This window comes from Paraburkholderia xenovorans, from assembly GCF_046030735.1.
GTDB classification, from domain to species: domain Bacteria; phylum Pseudomonadota; class Gammaproteobacteria; order Burkholderiales; family Burkholderiaceae; genus Paraburkholderia; species Paraburkholderia xenovorans_A.
Genome location: NZ_JAQQBV010000010.1, coordinates 129,456 through 148,753, shown reverse-complemented (window position 1 = coordinate 148,753; position 19,298 = coordinate 129,456). Strand labels below are relative to the sequence as shown.

18 protein-coding genes are annotated in these 19,298 nt (G+C 62.2%); 6 read left to right on the top strand and 12 right to left on the bottom strand.

Annotation, left to right across the window (positions count from 1 at the left end; genetic code table 11):
• Window positions 1–6 precede the first annotated feature (6 nt).
• Together PQQ51_RS12280 and PQQ51_RS12275 are read right to left on the bottom strand one after the other, a co-directional pair.
• Entirely contained in the window at window positions 7–1,308 is a 1,302-nt protein-coding gene (locus PQQ51_RS12280; RefSeq protein ID WP_408497048.1) for a TolC family protein, read from the bottom strand.
• A gap of 109 nt (window positions 1,309–1,417) precedes the next feature.
• On the bottom strand, window positions 1,418–1,801 hold the full coding sequence (locus tag PQQ51_RS12275) for a hypothetical protein (protein ID WP_408497047.1): 384 nt from the start codon (window positions 1,799–1,801) through the stop codon (window positions 1,418–1,420).
• A 161-nt stretch (window positions 1,802–1,962) separates the two neighbouring features.
• On the opposite strand from PQQ51_RS12275, the gene PQQ51_RS12270 reads away from it, so the two are divergent.
• From PQQ51_RS12270 to PQQ51_RS12260, 3 genes are all read left to right on the top strand, one after another.
• The gene (locus PQQ51_RS12270) at window positions 1,963–2,529 is read left to right on the top strand and encodes a chromate transporter (protein ID WP_408497046.1); all 567 of its coding nucleotides are present in this window, start codon (window positions 1,963–1,965) and stop codon (window positions 2,527–2,529) included.
• Window positions 2,530–2,532: 3 nt separating this feature from the next.
• A complete protein-coding gene (locus tag PQQ51_RS12265; protein WP_408497045.1) occupies window positions 2,533–3,105 on the top strand; it encodes a chromate transporter in 573 nt (190 codons plus the stop codon).
• Window positions 3,106–3,171: 66 nt separating this feature from the next.
• Window positions 3,172–3,342, top strand: coding sequence for a PRC-barrel domain-containing protein (locus PQQ51_RS12260; protein ID WP_408497044.1), 171 nt, complete (start codon window positions 3,172–3,174; stop codon window positions 3,340–3,342).
• 51 nt (window positions 3,343–3,393) lie between these two features.
• Here PQQ51_RS12260 and PQQ51_RS12255 read toward each other — a convergent pair whose 3' ends face one another.
• From PQQ51_RS12255 to PQQ51_RS12240, 4 genes are all read right to left on the bottom strand, one after another.
• Complete coding sequence (locus PQQ51_RS12255; protein ID WP_408497116.1) at window positions 3,394–3,999, bottom strand: ankyrin repeat domain-containing protein; 606 nt, start codon at window positions 3,997–3,999, stop codon at window positions 3,394–3,396.
• Window positions 4,000–4,107: 108 nt separating this feature from the next.
• Window positions 4,108–5,583 carry a catalase gene (locus PQQ51_RS12250; RefSeq protein ID WP_408497115.1) on the bottom strand — a complete coding sequence of 492 codons (1,476 nt, stop codon included), beginning with the start codon at window positions 5,581–5,583 and terminating at the stop codon, window positions 4,108–4,110.
• Window positions 5,584–6,196: 613 nt separating this feature from the next.
• The gene (locus tag PQQ51_RS12245) at window positions 6,197–7,150 is read right to left on the bottom strand and encodes a substrate-binding domain-containing protein (RefSeq protein ID WP_408497043.1); all 954 of its coding nucleotides are present in this window, start codon (window positions 7,148–7,150) and stop codon (window positions 6,197–6,199) included.
• A gap of 62 nt (window positions 7,151–7,212) precedes the next feature.
• Window positions 7,213–8,577: a leucine-rich repeat-containing protein kinase family protein gene (locus tag PQQ51_RS12240; RefSeq protein WP_408497042.1), complete on the bottom strand. Its 1,365-nt coding sequence runs from the start codon at window positions 8,575–8,577 to the stop codon at window positions 7,213–7,215.
• Between the two features lie 272 nt (window positions 8,578–8,849).
• On the opposite strand from PQQ51_RS12240, the gene PQQ51_RS12235 reads away from it, so the two are divergent.
• On the top strand, window positions 8,850–9,455 hold the full coding sequence (locus PQQ51_RS12235; protein ID WP_408497041.1) for a methylated-DNA--[protein]-cysteine S-methyltransferase: 606 nt from the start codon (window positions 8,850–8,852) through the stop codon (window positions 9,453–9,455).
• 80 nt (window positions 9,456–9,535) lie between these two features.
• Here the strand turns inward: PQQ51_RS12235 and PQQ51_RS12230 are convergent, their stop codons facing one another.
• Window positions 9,536–10,258: a dienelactone hydrolase family protein gene (locus PQQ51_RS12230; protein ID WP_408497040.1), complete on the bottom strand. Its 723-nt coding sequence runs from the start codon at window positions 10,256–10,258 to the stop codon at window positions 9,536–9,538.
• 471 nt (window positions 10,259–10,729) lie between these two features.
• On the opposite strand from PQQ51_RS12230, the gene PQQ51_RS12225 reads away from it, so the two are divergent.
• On the top strand, window positions 10,730–12,238 hold the full coding sequence (locus PQQ51_RS12225) for an MFS transporter (RefSeq protein ID WP_408497039.1): 1,509 nt from the start codon (window positions 10,730–10,732) through the stop codon (window positions 12,236–12,238).
• Between the two features lie 21 nt (window positions 12,239–12,259).
• On the opposite strand, the gene gudD is transcribed toward PQQ51_RS12225, so the two are convergent.
• Entirely contained in the window at window positions 12,260–13,627 is a 1,368-nt protein-coding gene (gene gudD, locus PQQ51_RS12220) for a glucarate dehydratase (protein ID WP_408497038.1), read from the bottom strand.
• A gap of 75 nt (window positions 13,628–13,702) precedes the next feature.
• Entirely contained in the window at window positions 13,703–15,034 is a 1,332-nt protein-coding gene (locus PQQ51_RS12215; protein ID WP_408497037.1) for an MFS transporter, read from the bottom strand.
• Window positions 15,035–15,408: 374 nt separating this feature from the next.
• Here PQQ51_RS12215 and PQQ51_RS12210 point away from each other — a divergent pair, with 374 nt between their 5' ends.
• Window positions 15,409–16,122 (top strand): FadR/GntR family transcriptional regulator, encoded by a 714-nt coding sequence (locus PQQ51_RS12210; protein ID WP_408497036.1) that lies wholly within the window; start codon window positions 15,409–15,411, stop codon window positions 16,120–16,122.
• Window positions 16,123–16,199: 77 nt separating this feature from the next.
• Here the strand turns inward: PQQ51_RS12210 and PQQ51_RS12205 are convergent, their stop codons facing one another.
• From PQQ51_RS12205 to PQQ51_RS12195, 3 genes are read right to left on the bottom strand one after another with little or no spacing between them, the layout of a single operon-like run.
• Window positions 16,200–16,508 (bottom strand): AtuA-related protein, encoded by a 309-nt coding sequence (locus PQQ51_RS12205; protein WP_408497035.1) that lies wholly within the window; start codon window positions 16,506–16,508, stop codon window positions 16,200–16,202.
• 1 nt (window position 16,509) lies between these two features.
• Window positions 16,510–17,877, bottom strand: coding sequence for an acyclic terpene utilization AtuA family protein (locus PQQ51_RS12200; protein ID WP_408497034.1), 1,368 nt, complete (start codon window positions 17,875–17,877; stop codon window positions 16,510–16,512).
• A 33-nt stretch (window positions 17,878–17,910) separates the two neighbouring features.
• Window positions 17,911–19,215 (bottom strand): CitMHS family transporter, encoded by a 1,305-nt coding sequence (locus PQQ51_RS12195; protein ID WP_408497033.1) that lies wholly within the window; start codon window positions 19,213–19,215, stop codon window positions 17,911–17,913.
• Between the last annotated feature and the right edge of the window lie 83 nt (window positions 19,216–19,298).

Genomic DNA, 19,298 nt, shown 5'->3' with positions numbered 1-19,298 from the left:
TTCTCCTTACTCGCCGGAAGCCATGTCGGCCGGCAGCACCTGGTATTCGAGTTGCGCCCAGACGAGGGATGTTTCCCGTTCGAGGTTCAACACCTGGAGGTCCGCTTCGAGCTGTGTGTGGCGCGCATCCAGTGCGTCGGCGAGCGTGCCGGCACCCGAGCGGTACGCGGCGTTGGCCAGTTGCACTTTCTGTTCGGCCGCGGGAAGAACGCTCTGCCGCGCATTGGCGAGACGGGCCCGGCCGCTCGCGAGCTTCGCGCTCAGACTCTGGATATCGGCGACGACCTGGCGTTCGGTATCTTCGTAGACGAGTCGCGCCTGCGTACCCATCTCGGACTTCTGCTCGACGTCGCGGTCTTCGACACTGCGGCGGTGAATCGGCAACGGAATCGAAACGCCCACGGACACGTAATCCGGATACCGGCCACCGCTTTTGAAGTAGGTGACGCCCCAGGTCCAGTTCGGACTCCTGTTGCTGCGCGTGACGTCGGTGTCGGCATCGGCCAGCGAAATAGCCGAACGAGCCGCGATCAACGCAGGCTGCACCTGAGCAAGTTGCTCGACGCTCAAAGCGGACACGTTCGACTCGAGTTCCGGCGGCGTACCGTCGACGGCCAGCACGTTGCCCGCCGCGGTCCAGCGCGACAACGTAATCAACGCGGTCTTCTCGTCCTGCTGCGCGCCGATCAGTTCGTTGCGCGCGTTGCCGAGCGTGAGACTCGCCTGAGCGACATCGAGCGCGGCGCCTTTCGTGCCGCGATAGGACGCCTGTCTTGCGGCAAGCTCTTGCCCGAGGTGGTCGACCAGCGCCTGATTCAGCGCGACGGCCTGCTTTGCGTAGATCGCGTTCAGCCACGCCATTGCCGCTTGCTGACGAACCTCGGCGACTTTTTCAAGGTAGGTGGAACGATCGCGCTCCACCGCTCGACCGGCGAGCGTGGTCCGCAATCGGCGCTTTTCCGCCGACACCCATTCCTGCTGGATACCGACGCCGCGCATCGTAAAGTTGTCCTGCCCGATCGTGAACGCATCGGGTCCGTTGATGGGCAGATTCTGAAGGCTCAAATTCAGCGTGGGATTGGGCAGTTGCCCGGCTTTTGCGACCACGTCCGAAGTTCCGCGAACCGATGCTTGCGCGGCCTGAATGGAGGCCGAGCGGCTAGTGGCGATTTGCAGCGTTTCTTCAAGCGTCAAACCCGAGTTTTGGGCGTGCGCCGCGCGGCCGGCCAACAGGCCGAACGCGACAAGGACGGCGCATGAGCAAGCCCAGGCGCGCCGGGATGCCGGCGTGCCGATGATGGAAACCATGTTCTAACCTCGAATGGTCGAGCCGTGTATCACGCGAGCGGACACACGAACTCACGTCCCGAAGCGGGACGACATCACCGCGTAAAAGCGGTGAACCAGAACGATCGGGTTAGACGGACTGCGGAGGACGCCAGAGGCCATCCGGCTCGCGGATGGAGAGCGACTGTGCGTAATGGAAGCTGACTGGGACGAACGGGCCCGCGGGGCGCGTAACGGTGGGGGAAGCAACGGGGTGGTAAAGACTGCCCATCTGACACTGCGCGCCCATCTTGCAGAGCGGCGCTTTCGATTTGCCGTGCTCGCCGGGGGCGGCACTCATCGATTCGCAACCGGGCATGTCGGCCGACATGGCAACTGCGGCAGCCGCAGTTGCCATACCGTCGGTCATGGCCGACTGCATGGGACACACTCCAATCGTGCCGCTGGCTGCCAGCCCGCTCAGGGGCAGCATCGCACACAGCAGCAAAACGAGAAGTGTCCGCAAAACTTTCATTGTCGCGAGTATAGCGCAGCCTTTTTAATTGCTGCACATCGATCTGATGTCTCGACGAAGGCGCCGCGTCAGGTTGTTATAATTTTTTCTGGCCGAAGGAGACCCCACCTCGCGCACAGCGAGTCGACAGGCCGGCATAAATCCATTCGAATGGAATTTCAATGTCCCAACAGACCGCCGCGCCGAGTCCACCTCCTACCCTGTCCGGGCTCTTCTTCATTTTCAGCCGCATTGGCCTGACGAGTTTCGGTGGCGGCCTGAGCGGCTGGCTACTGCGCGAATTCGTGCAGGACCGCGACTGGATCAGCGAAGAAGACTTTCTGAACGGCCTTGCTATTTCGCAAGCGTTGCCGGGCATCAACGTCAAGAACATGGCGATATGGATCGGCCACCGGCTGCTCGGCTGGCGCGGCGCGCTACTGGCGGTAACCGGCATCATCGTGCCGCCCGCCATCGTCATCATCGTTCTCGGTACGCTCTTCAGCCATCTGCTGCGCTTTCCGATTGCCCACGTGCTGCTCGCCGGCGCGGCGGCCGCCGCGACCGGCCTGTCGCTGTCGATGGGCGTGACGACCGCGCGCCGCGTGCCGCGCAAGCTGCTGCCCATGCTGTTTCTCGCGGGCACCTTCGTCGCGGTCGGCGTGCTACGGCTGCCGCTGGTGTGGGTGGTGGTGGCCGCCGGCGGTCTGAGCGTGCTGGTCGAATACCTGAAACTGCGCAGCGCATAGACCATGTCCACGCGCGTTCTTCTACAGCTTGCGGCCGTTTTCGCACCACTGTCGCTCGTGACGATAGGCGGTGGCCAGGCGATCGTCGCGGACATTCAACGTCAGGTGGTCGACGTGCATGGCTGGCTCACGCATGCACAGTTCGCGTCGGACTTCGCGATTTCGCGGATGGCGCCCGGCCCCGGTTCGCTGCTCGCCACATTGATCGGCTGGCAAATCGCGGGCTTCTGGGGCGCCGTGGTCGCCACACTGGCGTTGCTTGCGCCCACCGGCATCCTGATCTACGGCGTGACGCACGTGTGGGCGCGTTATCAGGGCGCGGCGTGGCAGTTGGCGCTCGAACGCGGCCTGCGTCCCGTCGCTTCGGGGATGATTCTCGCGGCGGGCTGGGTCTTGTTGAAGTCGCTCGACGGAGGACTGCCCGCCAAGGCCATCGCGCTCGTTTCATTGGCCGTGTTGCTGGGCACGCGGATCAATCCGCTTCTGCTGCTGCTCGGCGGCGCATTGCTGTTGCTCGGGATCGGCGAACTCAACTTCGTGCTCCCGGCGATACTGCAAATGCATGTGGCGGGTTAGCGCTGCTTCAGCGCTTTTCTTTTCTCAAGACGCGGCCGCCTAATTTCACCTTGCCGTTTCCGTGCCGTGAGCGGCCCGGGCACGTCACACGCGTGCCAATCGTACCGGTACGGACCGGTCTATAACGATCTGAACGACAAGATCGGCAACATCTACGGCGTGATCATCGCGCCGGATCGCAAGGCGACGTACGCGGTGGTATCGGTGGGCGGATTCCCTGGAATGGGCAAGCATTAAAAGGCGACGAAACCGAAGAAGGTCAAAGCGGAATAAGCGTCGAAATAGGCGCTATTCACGTGCGCCGATTGCACGCAACGCATTTTGCGCGGCGAGATTGCCTTGGGAATGCGCCATCTGCAGCGCCGTTGCGCCACGTGCGTCGGCATGATTGGGATCGGCGCCACGTGCGGCCAACAGCGGGAGCATGTCAAAGCGGCCAAATAGCGCGGCAAACGACAACGCAGTTTCGCCTGCGTGGTTGGTTTGGTCGATTGCACATTGGGTGTCTAGCAACATGCGGGCGATCTTTTCTTCTCCCTTGAAAAGAGCGCCCATTAATGCTGTGTTGCCATTACGATCGCCCATGCATGCATCGGCATGTTCGTTCAGAAGGAAAGTTACCGCTTCCGGCTGATCGTCGTACGCCGCGAGGATTAGCGCCGTATAACCTTGCGGCGTGGTTCTGTCGACAGGATAGTGAGCATCGATCAGCGCCTGGAGAATGTCGATGCGACCGGCGCGAGCCGCGGCAAACCAATCGCTGTCGTATTGGCTGGCGTTGACTTCGGTGTAGGGCGACCGTTCGTGCTGTGTCGCCGATGCTGGAGGTAGTTGTGCCGAGGTGCAGCCGGAGACTAGCGCTGCAAACGTCAGCACATAACCGGCACATTTCATCACCCTAAGATTCGGGAAGATACGGCGCATGATGAGATCCTGTTGACCGGTGGCACGGATATGCGGCGCCTGCACGAATACAAGCATGTGCAAACGCCGCGCTACAGACTATTCGCTGAGACTCGCGGCCGCCGTTTGCACGCGAGACAGATCGGCGTGTGTCAGGTGTGCGAGACGCGTTCCGTAATCGGCATCGGCCTTGTAGAAGTACGACAGCATTGTGTACTTGTTGGCGTCGTTGGTGACGTGGTTCAAATCCGCACTCAGTGCTGTCACGAGATCGAGTTTGCCGGTCGCGGACAATGACCGGTAGTACTCGCCGGCCTGACGAAAGTCGAGCGTCTTGTGGATTGCGCGTTGCTGCGTCGAACCGGCGAGCGGCGTGCTGACGTACTTGTATTTCGGATCCTGCGACAGTTCGTGAAGCGTCGACGGTTCGTAGTTGACCTCGCCGTGGCGTCCACTGCTATTCATCGCGCCGTCCTGATTGTTGTTCTGCACCGGTGCGAGAGGGCGATTGATCGGCAACTGGTTGTAATTCACGCCAAGCCGATACGTTTGGGTGTCCGCATAGGCGAACAGCCGTCCTTGCAGCATCCGGTCTTCGGACGGTTCGATCCCCGGCACCATGCGTGACGGTGCAAAGGCGGACTCTTCAGTGGATTCGAAGTAGTTGTCAGGAATTCTGTCGAGAGTCAGTGTGCCGATCTTTCGTTCGGGAACGTCGGTCCAGACTTTGGTGTCGTCGAGCGCATCGTAGTCGAACTTATCCAGGTCTTGCGGATTGAGTACCTGAATGTACAGATCCCACTTCGGATCGTTGCCGGCCTTCAATGCGCCGTACAGATCGTTGGTCATCAGATTCCAGTCATTGCCGATCGATGCCGGAATGTCTTTTGGCCGAATGCCTTCAATTCCCTGCTGACTCTTCCAATGAAACTTCACGTAGTGGACGTCGCCGTTCGCATTGACCAGCTTGAAAGCGTGTACGCCATACCCGTCCATCTTCCGGTAGGAGTCCGGCATGCCTTCATCGGAGTACAGATGCGTAAGCATGCTGGTCGCTTCTGGCGTGTGCGCGAAGAAGTCGAACGCAAGATTGGCGTCCTGCACGCCGGTCACGGCACTCGGTTTGTTCGCGTGAACGAAATCCGGGAATTTGATTGCATCGCGAATAAAGAAGATTGGCCAGTTGATGCCGACAACATCCCAATTGCCTTGTTGGGTGTAGAACTTCACGGCGAAACCGCGAGGATCGCGTGCCTGTTCGGGCGAGCCACGATAGCCCATCACGCTTGAAAAGCGAACGAATACCGGCGTCTTCGTACCCGGCGTGAAGACTTGCGCAATACTGAGATCGGAGATGTCGGCGGTCGATACGAAATCGCCGAACGCGCCGGTGCCGCGCGCGTGGACTACACGTTCCGGAATACGTTCACGATCGAAGCGTTGCAGCTTTTCAACCAGTTGGGAGTCTTGTAGCAAAACGGGACCGGCAGGTCCAGCGGTCTGTGAATTCTGGTTATCGCCGACGGGAGATGCGTTATCGCGAGTCAGCTGTTGGGCGTGGGCGCCGATCATCATGGAGAGACCGGCACCTAGTGCTATCAGGTTGCGGGAGAATACGGGGGATTTGTTTCTCATTGGAATTCCTGGCATTGAAGCGCGGGCAATCGCGCGGAGTAGGGCTCGTGGCAAAGAATTGTCACGAACGTTATCCGTTTTGATAGAGCGAAGCCAATCGCAATCCCCAATCCCATTCATTAGAAAATACGATGACGCCCCCAATGCATTGAGAACATCGAAGCCATTGAATAAAGATAGACTTCGCGGGCAAAACGAAATGAGAGAGAAAGAAGGAAAGAAGGAGAGAGATGAAGTAAAAATCCGCGAATCCACGAACCATCAATACCGCACCACCATAATCAAAGCGCATGGCTTAGGATGAACCGTTCCGGCGAGCACGCAGTGCGAGGCGGGAAGTGACATGGCCTTGTCGCTCACGCGGAGTGCGCGACGACCCGGACGCTCCGGGGCCACTGCGGGTAACCAGCCGCTGATAACTTCCAGCACTGGCGGTGTGAGCGGCTTTCTTTGCTTACCTTTCTTTGCCGCGGCAAAGAAAGTAAGTGCCGCCCCGCACAGGGGCAACCCTGGCAAACCACAAAAAAATGAAAGAACCAAAAAAGAAAAAAACTCACCGGGTAACAAGCTCCAAAGGCGTCTCAATCACGGCAGACAACTCACTCTGCCGCCTCCCTTCACTAACAGCCTTCACCGCGACATCCACCCCAAACACCGCCTGCCGCTCGGCAAACTGATCAACACTGGCAAGAACCCTCCCATCGGCGATCAAAGGCCGAACCTCTTCCAGACAGTTATACCCAGTCACAAAAACCCCACCACTACGCCCCGCATCGCGAACCGCATCCACCGCACCCATCGCCATATTGTCATTCGCGCACATCAACGCGCGCAGTTGCGAATTCTGCGCAAGCATTCTGGAAGCGACATCACGCCCCTTCCCATACTCCCACTCCCCAGACCGCACAGCGACAACCCTCACTCCGGCAGCGTTCATCGCGTCACTAAACCCGACTGTGCGCTGCTGCGCATTTCGATCCGCGACATTGCCTTCTATGATTCCGACCTGATCACCTGCCTTCAGCTTGCTAGCCAGATAATTGCCGACCAGCATCGCGCCCTTACGATTATTCGGCCCCACAAACGGCACTGAAATATGCGCGTCATTCTGAGCGGCCTCATCGAGTGGATTATCGATCGTGATCATGATGATCCCCGCCTTGATCCCACGCGCGACCGCCGCCGTCAGCGCCCTGGAATCAGTCGGCGCAATAACGATCGCATTCATCCGCGCGTGGATCATGTCATCGACCATACGAATTTGCCCGGCCGGATCGGACTCGTTGGCCGTGCCGCGTATCGTCAGCACGAACTGCGATGCATAGTGCTTCTGATAGTTCTGCGCCGCGTTCGCCATCGCGACAGTGAACGGGTCCGCGATCGACTTCAATACGAGCGCGATCTTCGCCTGACCGCCCGCCGCCGCACTGACCCGCGACGTGCCGGCAACACTTGCCGCGACCAGCGTGCCGGCGACCAGCACGCGGCGGCGCATTCTCTGCGTCATCGACACTCTCTCCGTTGAGCCCAATCGGCGATTCCTCGCGTCATGTCCAATTCAAGCATGCATCACGGCGACGCCAGCACGTCCTGCTCGTCCGTGCGCGTCAACGACACTAAACGCGATGCAATCTCCTCGAACAACGGCCGCTTGCCCGGCTCTTCGCTCAAACATTGCGCCTGCAATTCGAACAGCTTCGACGCGATCTCCGTTTCGACGTCGAGCCCGTCGCAACGCTCGATCAATTCTTCCAGCAGACAACCATACGCTCGAACTTCGAGCTGCTGCAACGCGTGCCCCAATTCGCGATCGGCGGGCGCATAGAAAGACGCGGCGCCGAAATCGCCTAACAGCGCACGGCCTTCCCCGCACGTCAGGATATTGTGCGCGTACAGATCGCCATGCATCACGCCGCGCCGATGCAAATGACACGCGGCCGAAGCAATCCCGCCCGCAATGCGCAACGCAGAGGCCAGATCGAAACGAACTTCAGCGCGATAGATATCGCGCGTGCAAGACGCGAGACTCGGCGGCCCAGCCAGGTTGCGGAACTCCGGATCGATCAGTTCCATCACGAGACCATGCGTGCCCGCCGGATGATCCCGCACCTTGCCCACCACCGGAATCAGATTCGAATGATCGCCGCCGCGTATGCAGCCTGCCATCTCGCAGTCCGGCAGACCGTCGCTGGTCACCGCGCCTTTGAACAACTTGACGGCCACCGGCCGCGTCACGTCAGTCGCATGGCCGGCGAGCGCCGCGCGATAAATCACACCGGACGCGCCCTCGCCCAATTGCTGTTCGAGTGTCAATCGATCCCACTCGACATCCGTAATCGGCGTATCGACGAGTGCCGCGCTCTCCAGCGCCGCGCTGAACGGATTGCCCGCATACGCGAGCCACGAAAGACGCGGCAACCGTGGCAGCCACGCAGGCAATGCATCGAGCCGGTTAGCCGCAAGACGCAGCAATTCGAGCCGCGAGCACGCGGCCAATTCGTCAGGCAAGTTGCGCAAGCGGTTACCGGCCAGCATCAGCTTCTGCAGTTGCGTACAGGCGCCGATTTCCGCGGGCAGCGTCTCGATTTCGTTGTCGGTGAGCACCAGCCAGCGCAGTTGCGGCGGCAGCGCCCGGCCGGATACCGTGCGAATGCGGTTGGCCTTGAAACCCACCATGCTCAATTGCGAGCATTGGCCCAGCACCTCAGGCAGTTCCGTGAAGCGATTGTTCGACGCAAACAGGATGCGTAGTTTGCCGAGACGCGCGAGGTCGTCGGGCAGTGTCGACAGCGCATTGCCCGACAGATCGAGAATCTCCAGCGTGTCGGCCAGATCGAAAATTTCGCGCGGAAATTCGCTCAGTCCGCATGAGAGATTGAGTCGACGCGCGCCCGCGAGTTGTCCGGTCCGCAGTTGTTCGAGAGTGCTATTCACAGTGTAGAGAAGGGCTCCGGTGGCCGGTCAGAATCATGCAGAAGCCTCAATTCTACTGAGTCGCGCGTGGGCCGCAGCAAGTCAAGGGTTATCAGCCGTGCCGAAAGCGGCTAGCATGTCCGTCGAGCGGTGCGAAGGATGACACCGCAAGATCCGGACTGTCCCCGCCGATGCAGCGGATTAATGTATCAGACAGGGTGAGCTGTTTGCCGCGCGGTGCATGAACCCCGCTGGCGCATGCGTCCCTCGTCAACAAGTCAGGAGCAAGCACCATGACATACGCGTACAAATTGATGGCCTCGCCGGTCGGTCAATTGAAGCTCGTTGCAAAAAACGAAAGTCTCGCCGCCATTCTGTGGGAAAACGACAAACCGAACCGGGTGCGTCTGCCGGATATGGCGGAAGTTGCCGATAGCCCCGTCCTGCTCGAAGTCGAGCGGCAATTGAACGAGTATTTCGCCGGAACGAGAGACCGCTTCGACCTCGCGCTCGATTTTCAGGGCACGGAATTCCAGAAGAAAGTCTGGCATGCGCTACTGACGATCCCGTTCGGCGAAACCCGCAGCTATTCGGATATCGCCGCGCAGATCGGCAGCGCGAATGCGGTGCGCGCCGTGGGCGCGGCCAATGGCAGGAATCCGATTTCGATCGTCGCGCCGTGTCATCGCGTGATCGGTGCTTCGGGGGACTTGACCGGCTTTGCCGGTGGACTCGCCAACAAGATGTTCCTGTTGTCGCTCGAAGCGGGACAGACTTCGCTGGAAGCTGCCGCGCCGATGCACGCGGAAACGGCGCGACGTATCGAGCCGAAAGCGAAAACCGCGCGGCCTTTGCCGGGCCGCGGCACGCAAGCGTCGTTGTTCGGGGATCGGTCTTAACGCCCTTGCGCATGTCACTGTCAATGGCGAAGCTGGCGGCGTAAAGAGGCGCCGCCGGCCTCATCATCCGCGCGACAACCTTACTTCGCGCCGACCGGTTCCCACAACGTGCGGCCAAAAAACGTCAGCGTCCGATCCCATGCCTGCTGCGCCCACACCGGATCGTATTGCGTTCTGGAGATGCGGCCCGGGCCGACGGCGTCCTCGTTGGCGAACGCATGATGCGCGAGATAGCGATGAAACTCGACGTCGACCTTGCCTTCCGTCAGCTTGGTCTCCAACGCATCGACGATGTCGGCAGCGAAGAACTCGTCCTGCGTCGCCCAGTGCCCGAGGACCGGCACGGTGATTTTCGCGGGGTCGATATAGTCGAGCGGCGGAAAGCCGTACCACACCACGCCCGCCGACACTTCCGGCACGTTGCATAGCGCGAGCAACGTGAGCGCGCCGCCCATGCAATAACCGGTCACGCCGACTCGCGCCGAATGCTGCTTCAGATACTGCACGGCGCCGCGAATGTCCTGACCGGCGGCGTCGCCGAAATCGAGCTCGCCCAGCAGGTGGTTGGCCTCGGCTTCTTCAACGGTGCTTTTGCCGCGAAACAGGTCGGGCACCAGCGCCAGATAGCCGGCTTGCGCGTAGCGATCGGCCACGCCGCGAATCTGGTCGTTCAAGCCCCACCACTCCTGAATCACGACGATCGCCGGCGCGCCCTCGAGTTTCTCCGGCTTGGCCAGATAACCTTGCACGTCTTTGCCGTCAGGGCGGCGAAACGTAATCATCGATCCTTGTGCTTTGCTCATCGGGTGCTCCTCGGTTTGGACGAAACCACTAGCATAGCCTTCGGAGGGGAAATCCTGCTGGCGGCCCGGCGCATCATCGCGACGACGAATGCGCACCGCGACAGCCGTGATTTGCAGGGAGAGCGCCCAGCCAAAGCGCGAGTTTCGGCTGAAGCAGGGCGGTGCCGGAAGATCTCCGGTAACCTTCCCAATTTTCACCGGTCACCAGACGTCCTATATGAGGACGTCACAGCAGAGAAACTGGCTTTCTAGCGGGTAACACATCGTTCTACTGCCTAAAAAACGCGCTCAATTAAGGGATAACCCGTATAATGCACGACACAAGTCAGACAACTAGCCGACGCCAAACCCGACGCCAGATTGCCTGCACGCCACACCCGTTTCGTCCGCGCCCACCCTGAAAAAGCCCACTCCGCCCGCCCCGTGACGCCCACCACGACCGCCCTGCCTTTTCGTAACGCCCTCTTCGCGATGCTTGGCATCGGCCTCGTCAACATGCTGGTCGCACTCGACCAGACCGTCGTCAGCACCGCCTTGCCGTCGATCGTCGCCGAACTGCACGGCTTCGAGTATTACGCGTGGATTGCCAGCGCGTATTTGCTGGCGTCGGTGGTGACGGTTCCGGTGTTCGGACGTCTCGGCGACTATTTCGGCCGCAAGCGCTTCGTGATCGCCGCGGTGATCACTTTCACGGTTGCGTCCGTGCTGTGCGGCGTCGCAAACGACATGCTGTTTCTCGTGATTGCGCGCGGCCTGCAAGGCGTGGGCGGCGGGATGATGGTCGGCACCGCGTTCGCGTCGATCCCCGATCTGTTCCCCGATGCACGCGCGCGGGTTCGCTGGCAGGTGGTGATGGCGGCCGCTTACGGCATCGGCACCGCAGCAGGGCCGTCGCTCGGCGGCTGGATGAGCGAGCACTGGGGCTGGCGCTCGACCTTCCTGATCAATCTGCCGGTGGGCGGCGCCGCGCTCTATTTCATCTGGGCGCATCTGCCGATGTTTCGCCGTCCGCACGAAGGCGAGGTCAAGATCGACTGGCTGGGCGCGGCGCTCGTCGCCGGCGTGCTCGGCTGTTTGCAGGCCTTCATCGAGGCAGTGCCGAAAGACGGCCTCACGGCCGGCAACCTGGTGCTGGGCGCCTGCGTGGTGGCCGGCACCGTTGCGCTGCTGGTGTGCGAACGACGCGCGACGCACCCGATCATTCCGCTCGACCTGTTCAAGGACGCCCGACTCGTCACGCTGTTCATCCTCGGCTTTCTGTCCGGCTTCGTGATGTTCTCGCTGATCTTCTTCGCGCCGCTGCTGTTGCAGGGCGGCTTCGGATTGTCGCCACAGCAGGCCGGGCTGCTCGCCACGCCGATCGCAGCGTGCATTGCGCTCGGCAGCCTGCTGAATACGCGCATCGTGATTCACATGAAGAAGCCGACGCAGATCCTGTCGATCGGCTTTGGGTTGCTGCTGATCGCGTCGATCGCGCTGGCGTTTGCCGGGCCGCAAACGCCTCACCTATGGATCGAATTGCCGATGGGAGCGGTCGGCATCGGTCTCGGCTTCATCCTGAACAACCTCAATGTGTTCGGTCAGGAGATCGCCGGCCGCGAGCGTTTCGGCATCACGACCGCACTGCTGCAATCCACGCGCATGGTCGGCGGGATGCTGGGCACGAGCATTGTCGCGACCGTCGTCGCGCATCATTACCGCGATGTGGTCACGCGCACGATCAACGTGCTCGGCGCGCCCGCCGCGGCGCAATGGCGGCCGCGCTTCGTCGACCTGCGGATTCTGATCGACGAAGCGGCGCGCACGAAGTTGATCGCCGATATGAAGCCGTCAGGAATCGATCCGCTGGTGCTGATCGATACCGCACGCGATGCGCTGGTGCAGTCGATTCATATCGGCGTCTGGCTGACCGCGGTCGCCGCGCTCGCCGCCGCGTTGCTGGTGCAGCGGATCTCACACGTGGTGTTCAAGCGCGGCTGATCGAAGCGATGGTTCGAAGCTTCAGCGCACGAGACACGGGCGCTTGTTGTCGAACTTCCAGTTCGGAATCAGATATTGCATTGCGACGCCGTCGTCGCGCGCGCCGAGGCCGTATTGCTGATAGAGCGCGTGCGCTTTCTCGATCGCATCCATATCCAGCTCGACACCCAGGCCCGCGGCCTCCGGCACCTTCACCTTGCCGCCGACGATCTGCAGCGGATTGCTTGTCAGATGCTGGCCGTCCTGCCAGATCCAGTGCGTGTCGATCGCGGTGATCTTGCCCGGCGCGGCCGCGGCGACATGCGTGAACATCGCCAGCGAAATATCGAAGTGGTTGTTCGAATGCGAACCCCACGTGAGGCCCCACTCGTTGCACATCTGCGCGACGCGCACTGAACCCTGCATGGTCCAGAAGTGCGGATCGGCCAGCGGAATATCCACCGACTGCAACTGGATCGCGTGACCCATCTGACGCCAGTCCGTGGCGATCATGTTGGTCGCCGTCGGCAGGCCGGTGGCGCGGCGGAACTCCGCCATCACCTCGCGACCCGAATAGCCGTTCTCCGCGCCGCACGGGTCTTCGGCATACGCGAGCACGTCGTGCTGGTCGCGGCATAGGCGCACCGCTTCCGCGAGCGACCACGCGCCGTTCGGGTCGAGCGTCACGCGTGCGTGCGGGAAGCGCTCGGCCAATGCGGTGACCGCCTCGATTTCCGCGTCGCCGGCCAGTACGCCGCCCTTGAGCTTGAAATCGTTGAAGCCGTAACGCGCCTGCGCGGCTTCGGCGAGACGCACCACCGCTTCGGGCGTCATCGCTTCTTCAGTGCGCACGCGCTCCCAGTCGTCGCGCCCTTCCGCACCGCTCGCATACGGCAGGTCGGTTTGCTTGCGGTCGCCGATATAGAACAGATAGCCGAGCATGTCGACTTCGTCGCGCTGCTGGCCTTCGCCGAGCAGCGCCGCCACCGGCACGCCCAGGTGCTGGCCGAGCAGATCGAGCAGCGCGGCTTCGAGCGCGGTCACCGCGTGAATCGTCGTGCGCAGATCGAAGGTTTGCAGCCCGCGGCCGCCCGCGTCGCGATCGGCGAACTGCGTGCGCACTTTGTTCAGCACCGCTTGCAGATTGCCGATCGACTGGCCCACGACGAGTGCGCGCGCATCGTCGATCGTCTTGCGGATGCTCTCGCCGCCCGGCACTTCGCCGACGCCCGTATGCCCCGCGCTGTCGCGCAGAATCACGATGTTGCGCGTGAAGAACGGACCGTGCGCGCCGCTCAGATTCATCAGCATGCTGTCACGGCCGGCGACGGGCACGACGCGCAGTTCGGTGACGATCGGCGTGGCGTTCGGGTTGGCGTTGGCGTTCGGATGGACAGTATTCGTGGACATGATAGTGAGGCCTGTTGAGTGACGAGCGAGCCGCGTGACGGCGTGGTTCATGAATATCGATCGGCGCAGTCGGTATCAATGCGCTTTGCTGTGCAACGTGTCCGGCAGCGCGTCATGGTTCGTGCGCCGGTTGCGGGTCAGGAAGCCCGCTGCGGCCGCGATCAGCGAAGCCACGCCGAGCCCGTAGAGACCGCCGGTAATCGAGCCGGTGTGCTGCTGCAGATAACCGAACGCAGCCGGCGCGAAGAAGCCGCCGAGATTGCCCACCGAATTGATCAACGCGATCACCGCCGCCGCTACGCGTGCATCCAGATAACCTTGCGGAATCGGCCAGAACAGCGAGGCCGCCGCCTTGAAGCCGATCGCCGAAAAACAGATCGCGACGAACGACAGCACCGGATTGCCCGACGTCGACGCAAACAGCCCGCACGCGGCGATGACCAGCGCCGCCGCGAGCCATGCCTGCTGAAAGCGCCATTTCGCCGACAGCACCGCGAAACAGTACATCGCGACCATCGCGATGAGCCAGGGAATCGTGTTGAACAGGCCGACCTGGAAATCGGACAGCCCGCCCATCTTGCGGATGATCGTGGGCAGCCAGAAGGTGGCCGCGTAGATCGTCAACTGAATCGCGAAATAGAGGAAGCAGAACAGCAGGATCTGCGGGTCTTTCAGCAGCCTGGCCGCGGGCAGATGCGCGCCGCCCTGCGCATCGCGCTCGGCCTGCTCGGCGGCGATCGAGCTTTCCAGAACGTCTTGTTCCTCTGCCGTCAGCCACGATGCGTCTCGAATCCGCGACTTCAGCAACATCCAGCTCACGCCGCACAGCACGATCGAAAACGCGCCTTCGATCAGGAACATCCACTGCCAGCCGTGCAGGCCGAAACCGCGAATCGACAGCAGGCTGCCGGTGATCGGCCCGGACAGCACCGACGCGAGCGCCGAGCCGCTGAGAAACACCGCGACCGCCTTGCCGCGCTCCTTCTGCGGCAGCCATTGGACGAAGTAAAACACCACGCCCGGAAAGAAGCCTGCTTCGGCGACACCCAGCAGGAATCGCAGCACATAGAACGACGTGTCGTTCCACACGAACGCCATCGCGCCCGCGACCAGTCCCCACGTGCCCATGATGCGGGTGAGCCACGCACGCGCCCCGTACTTCTGCATCAACACGTTCGACGGCACCTCGAACAGCGCATAGCCGACGAAGAACAGGCCGCTTCCCAACCCATAGGCGGCGGCGCCGATGCCCAGATCCGCCTGCATGTGCGAATTGACGAAGCCGACGTTCACGCGGTCGATGTAGTTGGCGATGAACATGATCAGGAACAGCGGCAGCACATGCCGCTTGACCTTCGAGACCGCGGATTCGAGCGGGTCGATCGCGGGAGTGAGAGCGGACGTCAAGGTTGTCTCCAGTTGCGGCCGGTTTCGGCGGCCCGATCGGGTGCCGCGCGGCGCATGTCAAGCTGGCCGTCCGACTGCACCGAAACGCGTGATACGTTGTCTGACGACAGTCTACTTTTTGCCGCCAAGGATGCCAATGTGGTGTTTACCCTTCCCTGCTTTAGACAATAACGGCAGGCATGATGGCTCTCCTGGACGGCCAATGACGCAACACATCCTAAACCGAAACAAGACGTCTGATGACTCACTGAATTGTGATGGTCGCGAGAATCTCCGACGCGCTATGATGGCTGGCATCGAGATGTCTGATCACGTCTGTCGCGCCCGCCCCATGTGTCATTCTTTAGCCGAAGAACAACCGATAAGCCGTAGAAATGAGTAGCCTGACTGAGAAGGTAGTGGCCACCCTGTCCGATGAAATCCGGCGCGGCGCATGGCGGCCCGGCGACCGGATTCCCACCGAAATCGAAATGATGAAGCAGCTCTCAGTGAGCCGCTCGGTGGTTCGCGAGGCGATTTCGCGGCTGCAGGCGGCGAAGGTGGTCGAGACCCGTCACGGCATCGGTACCTTCGTGTTGACGCCGGCCACCGAACAGCCGATGCAATTGCCGAGCGCGGATCTGTCCAGCATGCTGGACGTGATGGCGATCATCGAATTCCGTATCGATGTCGAGGCTGCGTCGGCGGCCCTCGCGGCGGCGAGACGCACCGAGCAGAACCTCAAGCAGATGCGCGGCGCGCTCGAGCGTTTTGCTTCGGAGCTGGAACGCGGCAATACCGATGTGGCCGCGCACGACGTCGAGTTTCATCTGCAGATCGCGCGCGCCAGCGGCAATCGTTATTTCTTCGACGTCCTGAGCCAGCTCGGCCGCGCGGTGAGTCCGCGCACGCGGCTCGGCAGTGCCGAAATCGCCGAACTCGATCACGTGGAATTGTTACGCAACGTGCTCAACGAGCACCAGTTGATCTATCGCGCGATCGAGCGTCGCGATCCGGACGATGCACGCGCCGCGATGCGCATGCATCTGAGCAACAGCCGTGAGCGGCTGCGCCGCGCGCACGATCAGGGGAAGGCGGGGCCGGGCTGAGCTTTACGGTTTTTCTGCAACCGCCACTGCCCCTGCGACCGCGCCGGTCCGTTCGAACGCAGCGCCCTCGCATGACCTCACGGCGCGGCGACCTCCAGATTCATCAACGCCGAACTCAACGATTTTCCATGCGCGTCGAGCGCGAGCGAACGCGTGACGCCACCACCGAGCGCATTGCCGAGCACGAAATTGAAAGCGGCGATTCCAGGCAACTCATAGCGCACCACATCGCCGTGCACGACATCGCGCAAATGCGCCTTGACGCGCTGCGACGTCAGCACCGCACGCAGATGCTCGTAATGCTGCGCGTCATGGCAGATCACGGAGATATTCAGCGTGTTGCCTTTGTCCCCGGTACGCGAGTGAGCCAGTTCACGGAGTTTCATCTCAAGCCTCCACCAGAGTGAACGACGGCCGCGCGCATTCGCGCGGCAGCAATACCGACTGCACCGCGACCACTTCGCGCGCCGCCTTCGTCACGCCGCCACCGCCCGCCGGGCCGTTGGTGTACAGCGTTTCCACTTCGTTGCCGATCCGCACCGCTTCTGCGAGCGACGCCGTGCGCCCCGCCACGCGCGCGCGCACCTCATGAGGTTCGGTGTGGTCGGCCGCCGCTGTCTCGCCGTGCAACGCGTTCACGCCGATCAGATCGAAGCGCAATTCACGCGTGTCGACGCCTGTCAGCGCGAGCCGTTCGCGAACGATCTCGAGCGCGAGCCGGCCACGCGCCAGCGCACCGGGGCCGCCGTATGAAATCTGCCCTTCGCCGATATAGCCGTCGAAATACGCGACCGACGTTTTCAGCGTTGCCGTGCGCGGCGTGCCGCGTCCGCCGCTGACGCGCACGCGATCGGACGCTTCCCGTTCGACCCGCACCTGCGTGAAATCGGCGACCACGTCCGGCTGCAAATAGCGCCGCGGATCGTGAATCTCGTACAACAGTTGCTCCTTGCAGGTCGCTTCGGTCACGCATCCGCCAGCGCGTTCGAGCTTGGTGATCACCACCGATCCGTCCTGCGCGACCTCGCCGATCGGAAAACCGAGCCGCGCGAGATCGGGAACGTCCTTGAAGCCCGGATCGGCGAAGTAGCCCCCGGTGATCTGTCCCGCGCATTCGAGCAGATGCCCGACCACGGTCGCCTGACCGAGCGTGTCCCAATCGTCCATGCGCCAGCCGAATTCGTGGATCAACGGCGCCGCGAACAGCGACGGATCGGCGACCCGTCCGGTGAGCACGATCTGCGCGCCGGCCGCGAGCGCGTCGACAATCGCCGTCGCGCCGAGATAGGCATTCGCGGAAACCAGCCGGTCGCGATACGACGCCACGCTCTCCCCGGATTCCTCGAAGCGGAAATCGCCTTGCAGCACGACGTCGAGTACGTCGTCGCCGGTCACCGCCGCGATCTTCACGCCTCCCAGGCCGAGTTCGCGCGCGATTTCAGCGGTCTTGCGCGCCGCCGCCAGCGGGTTCGCCGCGCCCATGTTCGACACGATCCGCACACCGTTGCGGATCGCCGCGGGCAGCACCGCTTTCATCCGCGTTTCGAGCAACGGGTCGTAACCGAGTTCGGCGTCCCGGCTGCGCGCCTGTTGCGCGATCGCGATGGTGCGCTCGGCGAGACACTCGAACACGAGGTAATCGAGTTGACCGTGCTCCGCCAGTTCGACCGCGGGCTCGACGCGGTCGCCCGAATAACCGGCGCCCGCACCGATACGTACGGTCTGCGTGCTGCGTTGAGATTGAGTGGTTGTCATGCGGGTCGCGTCCATTCAGTCAAACCAGGAGACTCACAACGAGAATATCCCCAGCACGACGCACGCGATCGTCATCACGATCGACGCGCCGAACAGCAGGGGGAAGGTAAATTTCTGGTGATCGGCGAGATCGATCCCGCACAGGCCGACCACGAGAAACGTGGCGGGCGTGAGCGGACTGACCGGAAAACCGGTGGTCATCTGGCCGAGCAGCGCAGCCTGGCCGACATGCACCGCGGGCACGCCGAGCTGGCCGGCCACTTCGGCGATCACCGGCAGCACGCCGAAATAGAACGAGTCGGGGTCGAACAGCATGCTGAGCGGCATCGACACCAGTCCGAGCGCGACGGGAATATGGCTCGCCATCGCCGGCGGCACGAAGCCGACCGCGGCCTGCGCCATCGCCTTCAGCATGCCGCTGCCCTGCATCACGCCGGTGAACACGCCGGCCGCGAGCAGGATGCCGGCCATCATCAGCGCGGCGCGCGCGTGCGCGTCGATACGCTTTCTCTGCATGTCCACGTTCGGATAGTTCACCATCAGCGCGACGCACAAGCCGACCATGAACATGATCGCCGGCGGAATCTTCTCGCCCATCACCACCATCGTGCCGAGCACGACCAGCGTCAGCACGATGTTGAACCAGAAATTCCGCGGGCGGCGCAGCGCCTGTTCTTCCGCCGTCAGTTCGCGTTTGGGCATCGGCACGGCGCCGCTCGCGGCCGTGAGGCCGAGGCGCTTTTCCTCGCGCCGCCCGAGCCAGAACGCCATGCCGAACACGAACACGAGGCCGACGATCTGCACCGGAATCAGCGGATTGAACAACGCCGAAATCGGCAGATGCAGCGACGCCGACGCGCGGATCATCGGCCCGGTCCACGGCAGAAAGTTGATGCCCGCCGCCATCGAAACAGCCGCCGCCAGCACGCGCCGGTCCATCTTCAGGCGGTCGTAGAGCGGTAGCATCGCGGGAATCGTGACGAGAAAGCAGACCGCGCCGGAGCCGTCGAGGTGAATCAGCAGCGCGAGCAGCGTGGTGCCCATCACGATGCGCGTGGGACGCGTGCCGACGGCGCGCAGGATGCGGTCGATGATCGGATCGAGCGTGCCGGCGTCGGTGATCGTGCCGAAGTACAGGATCGCGAACACGAACATGCCGACCACGGGCGCAAGACTCTTGAGCCCGTCGATCACGAATTTGCTTGTCTGAAAACCGAATCCGCCGAGCAGCGACGCCGCGATCGGCACGATGATGAGCGCCACCAGCGGCGACATCCGCTTCGACAGAATCGCGCCTAGCAGCACGACGATGGTGGCCAGCCCCAGCAATGGCAGCATGTGCTTGTCTCCGAGATTGTCTTTTATTGAGATGAAGCGTAAGTTCGGGGCACCGATAAATCAATTGAAATGAATTGATAGCA

Bases quoted from the DNA above. Each gene is read 5' to 3' on its own strand.
- PQQ51_RS12280 (WP_408497048.1), bottom strand. From the start codon at position 1,308: ATGGTTTCCATCATCGGCACGCCGGCATCCCGGCGCGCCTGGGCTTGC.
- PQQ51_RS12275 (WP_408497047.1), bottom strand. From the start codon at position 1,801: ATGAAAGTTTTGCGGACACTTCTCGTTTTGCTGCTGTGTGCGATGCTG.
- PQQ51_RS12270 (WP_408497046.1), top strand. From the start codon at position 1,963: ATGTCCCAACAGACCGCCGCGCCGAGTCCACCTCCTACCCTGTCCGGG.
- PQQ51_RS12265 (WP_408497045.1), top strand. From the start codon at position 2,533: ATGTCCACGCGCGTTCTTCTACAGCTTGCGGCCGTTTTCGCACCACTG.
- PQQ51_RS12255 (WP_408497116.1), bottom strand. From the start codon at position 3,999: ATGAAATGTGCCGGTTATGTGCTGACGTTTGCAGCGCTAGTCTCCGGC.
- PQQ51_RS12250 (WP_408497115.1), bottom strand. From the start codon at position 5,583: ATGATGATCGGCGCCCACGCCCAACAGCTGACTCGCGATAACGCATCT.
- PQQ51_RS12245 (WP_408497043.1), bottom strand. From the start codon at position 7,150: ATGACGCAGAGAATGCGCCGCCGCGTGCTGGTCGCCGGCACGCTGGTC.
- PQQ51_RS12235 (WP_408497041.1), top strand. From the start codon at position 8,850: ATGACATACGCGTACAAATTGATGGCCTCGCCGGTCGGTCAATTGAAG.
- PQQ51_RS12230 (WP_408497040.1), bottom strand. From the start codon at position 10,258: ATGAGCAAAGCACAAGGATCGATGATTACGTTTCGCCGCCCTGACGGC.
- PQQ51_RS12225 (WP_408497039.1), top strand. From the start codon at position 10,730: ATGCTTGGCATCGGCCTCGTCAACATGCTGGTCGCACTCGACCAGACC.
- gudD (WP_408497038.1), bottom strand. From the start codon at position 13,627: ATGTCCACGAATACTGTCCATCCGAACGCCAACGCCAACCCGAACGCC.
- PQQ51_RS12210 (WP_408497036.1), top strand. From the start codon at position 15,409: ATGAGTAGCCTGACTGAGAAGGTAGTGGCCACCCTGTCCGATGAAATC.
- PQQ51_RS12205 (WP_408497035.1), bottom strand. From the start codon at position 16,508: ATGAAACTCCGTGAACTGGCTCACTCGCGTACCGGGGACAAAGGCAAC.
- PQQ51_RS12200 (WP_408497034.1), bottom strand. From the start codon at position 17,877: ATGACAACCACTCAATCTCAACGCAGCACGCAGACCGTACGTATCGGT.
- PQQ51_RS12195 (WP_408497033.1), bottom strand. From the start codon at position 19,215: ATGCTGCCATTGCTGGGGCTGGCCACCATCGTCGTGCTGCTAGGCGCG.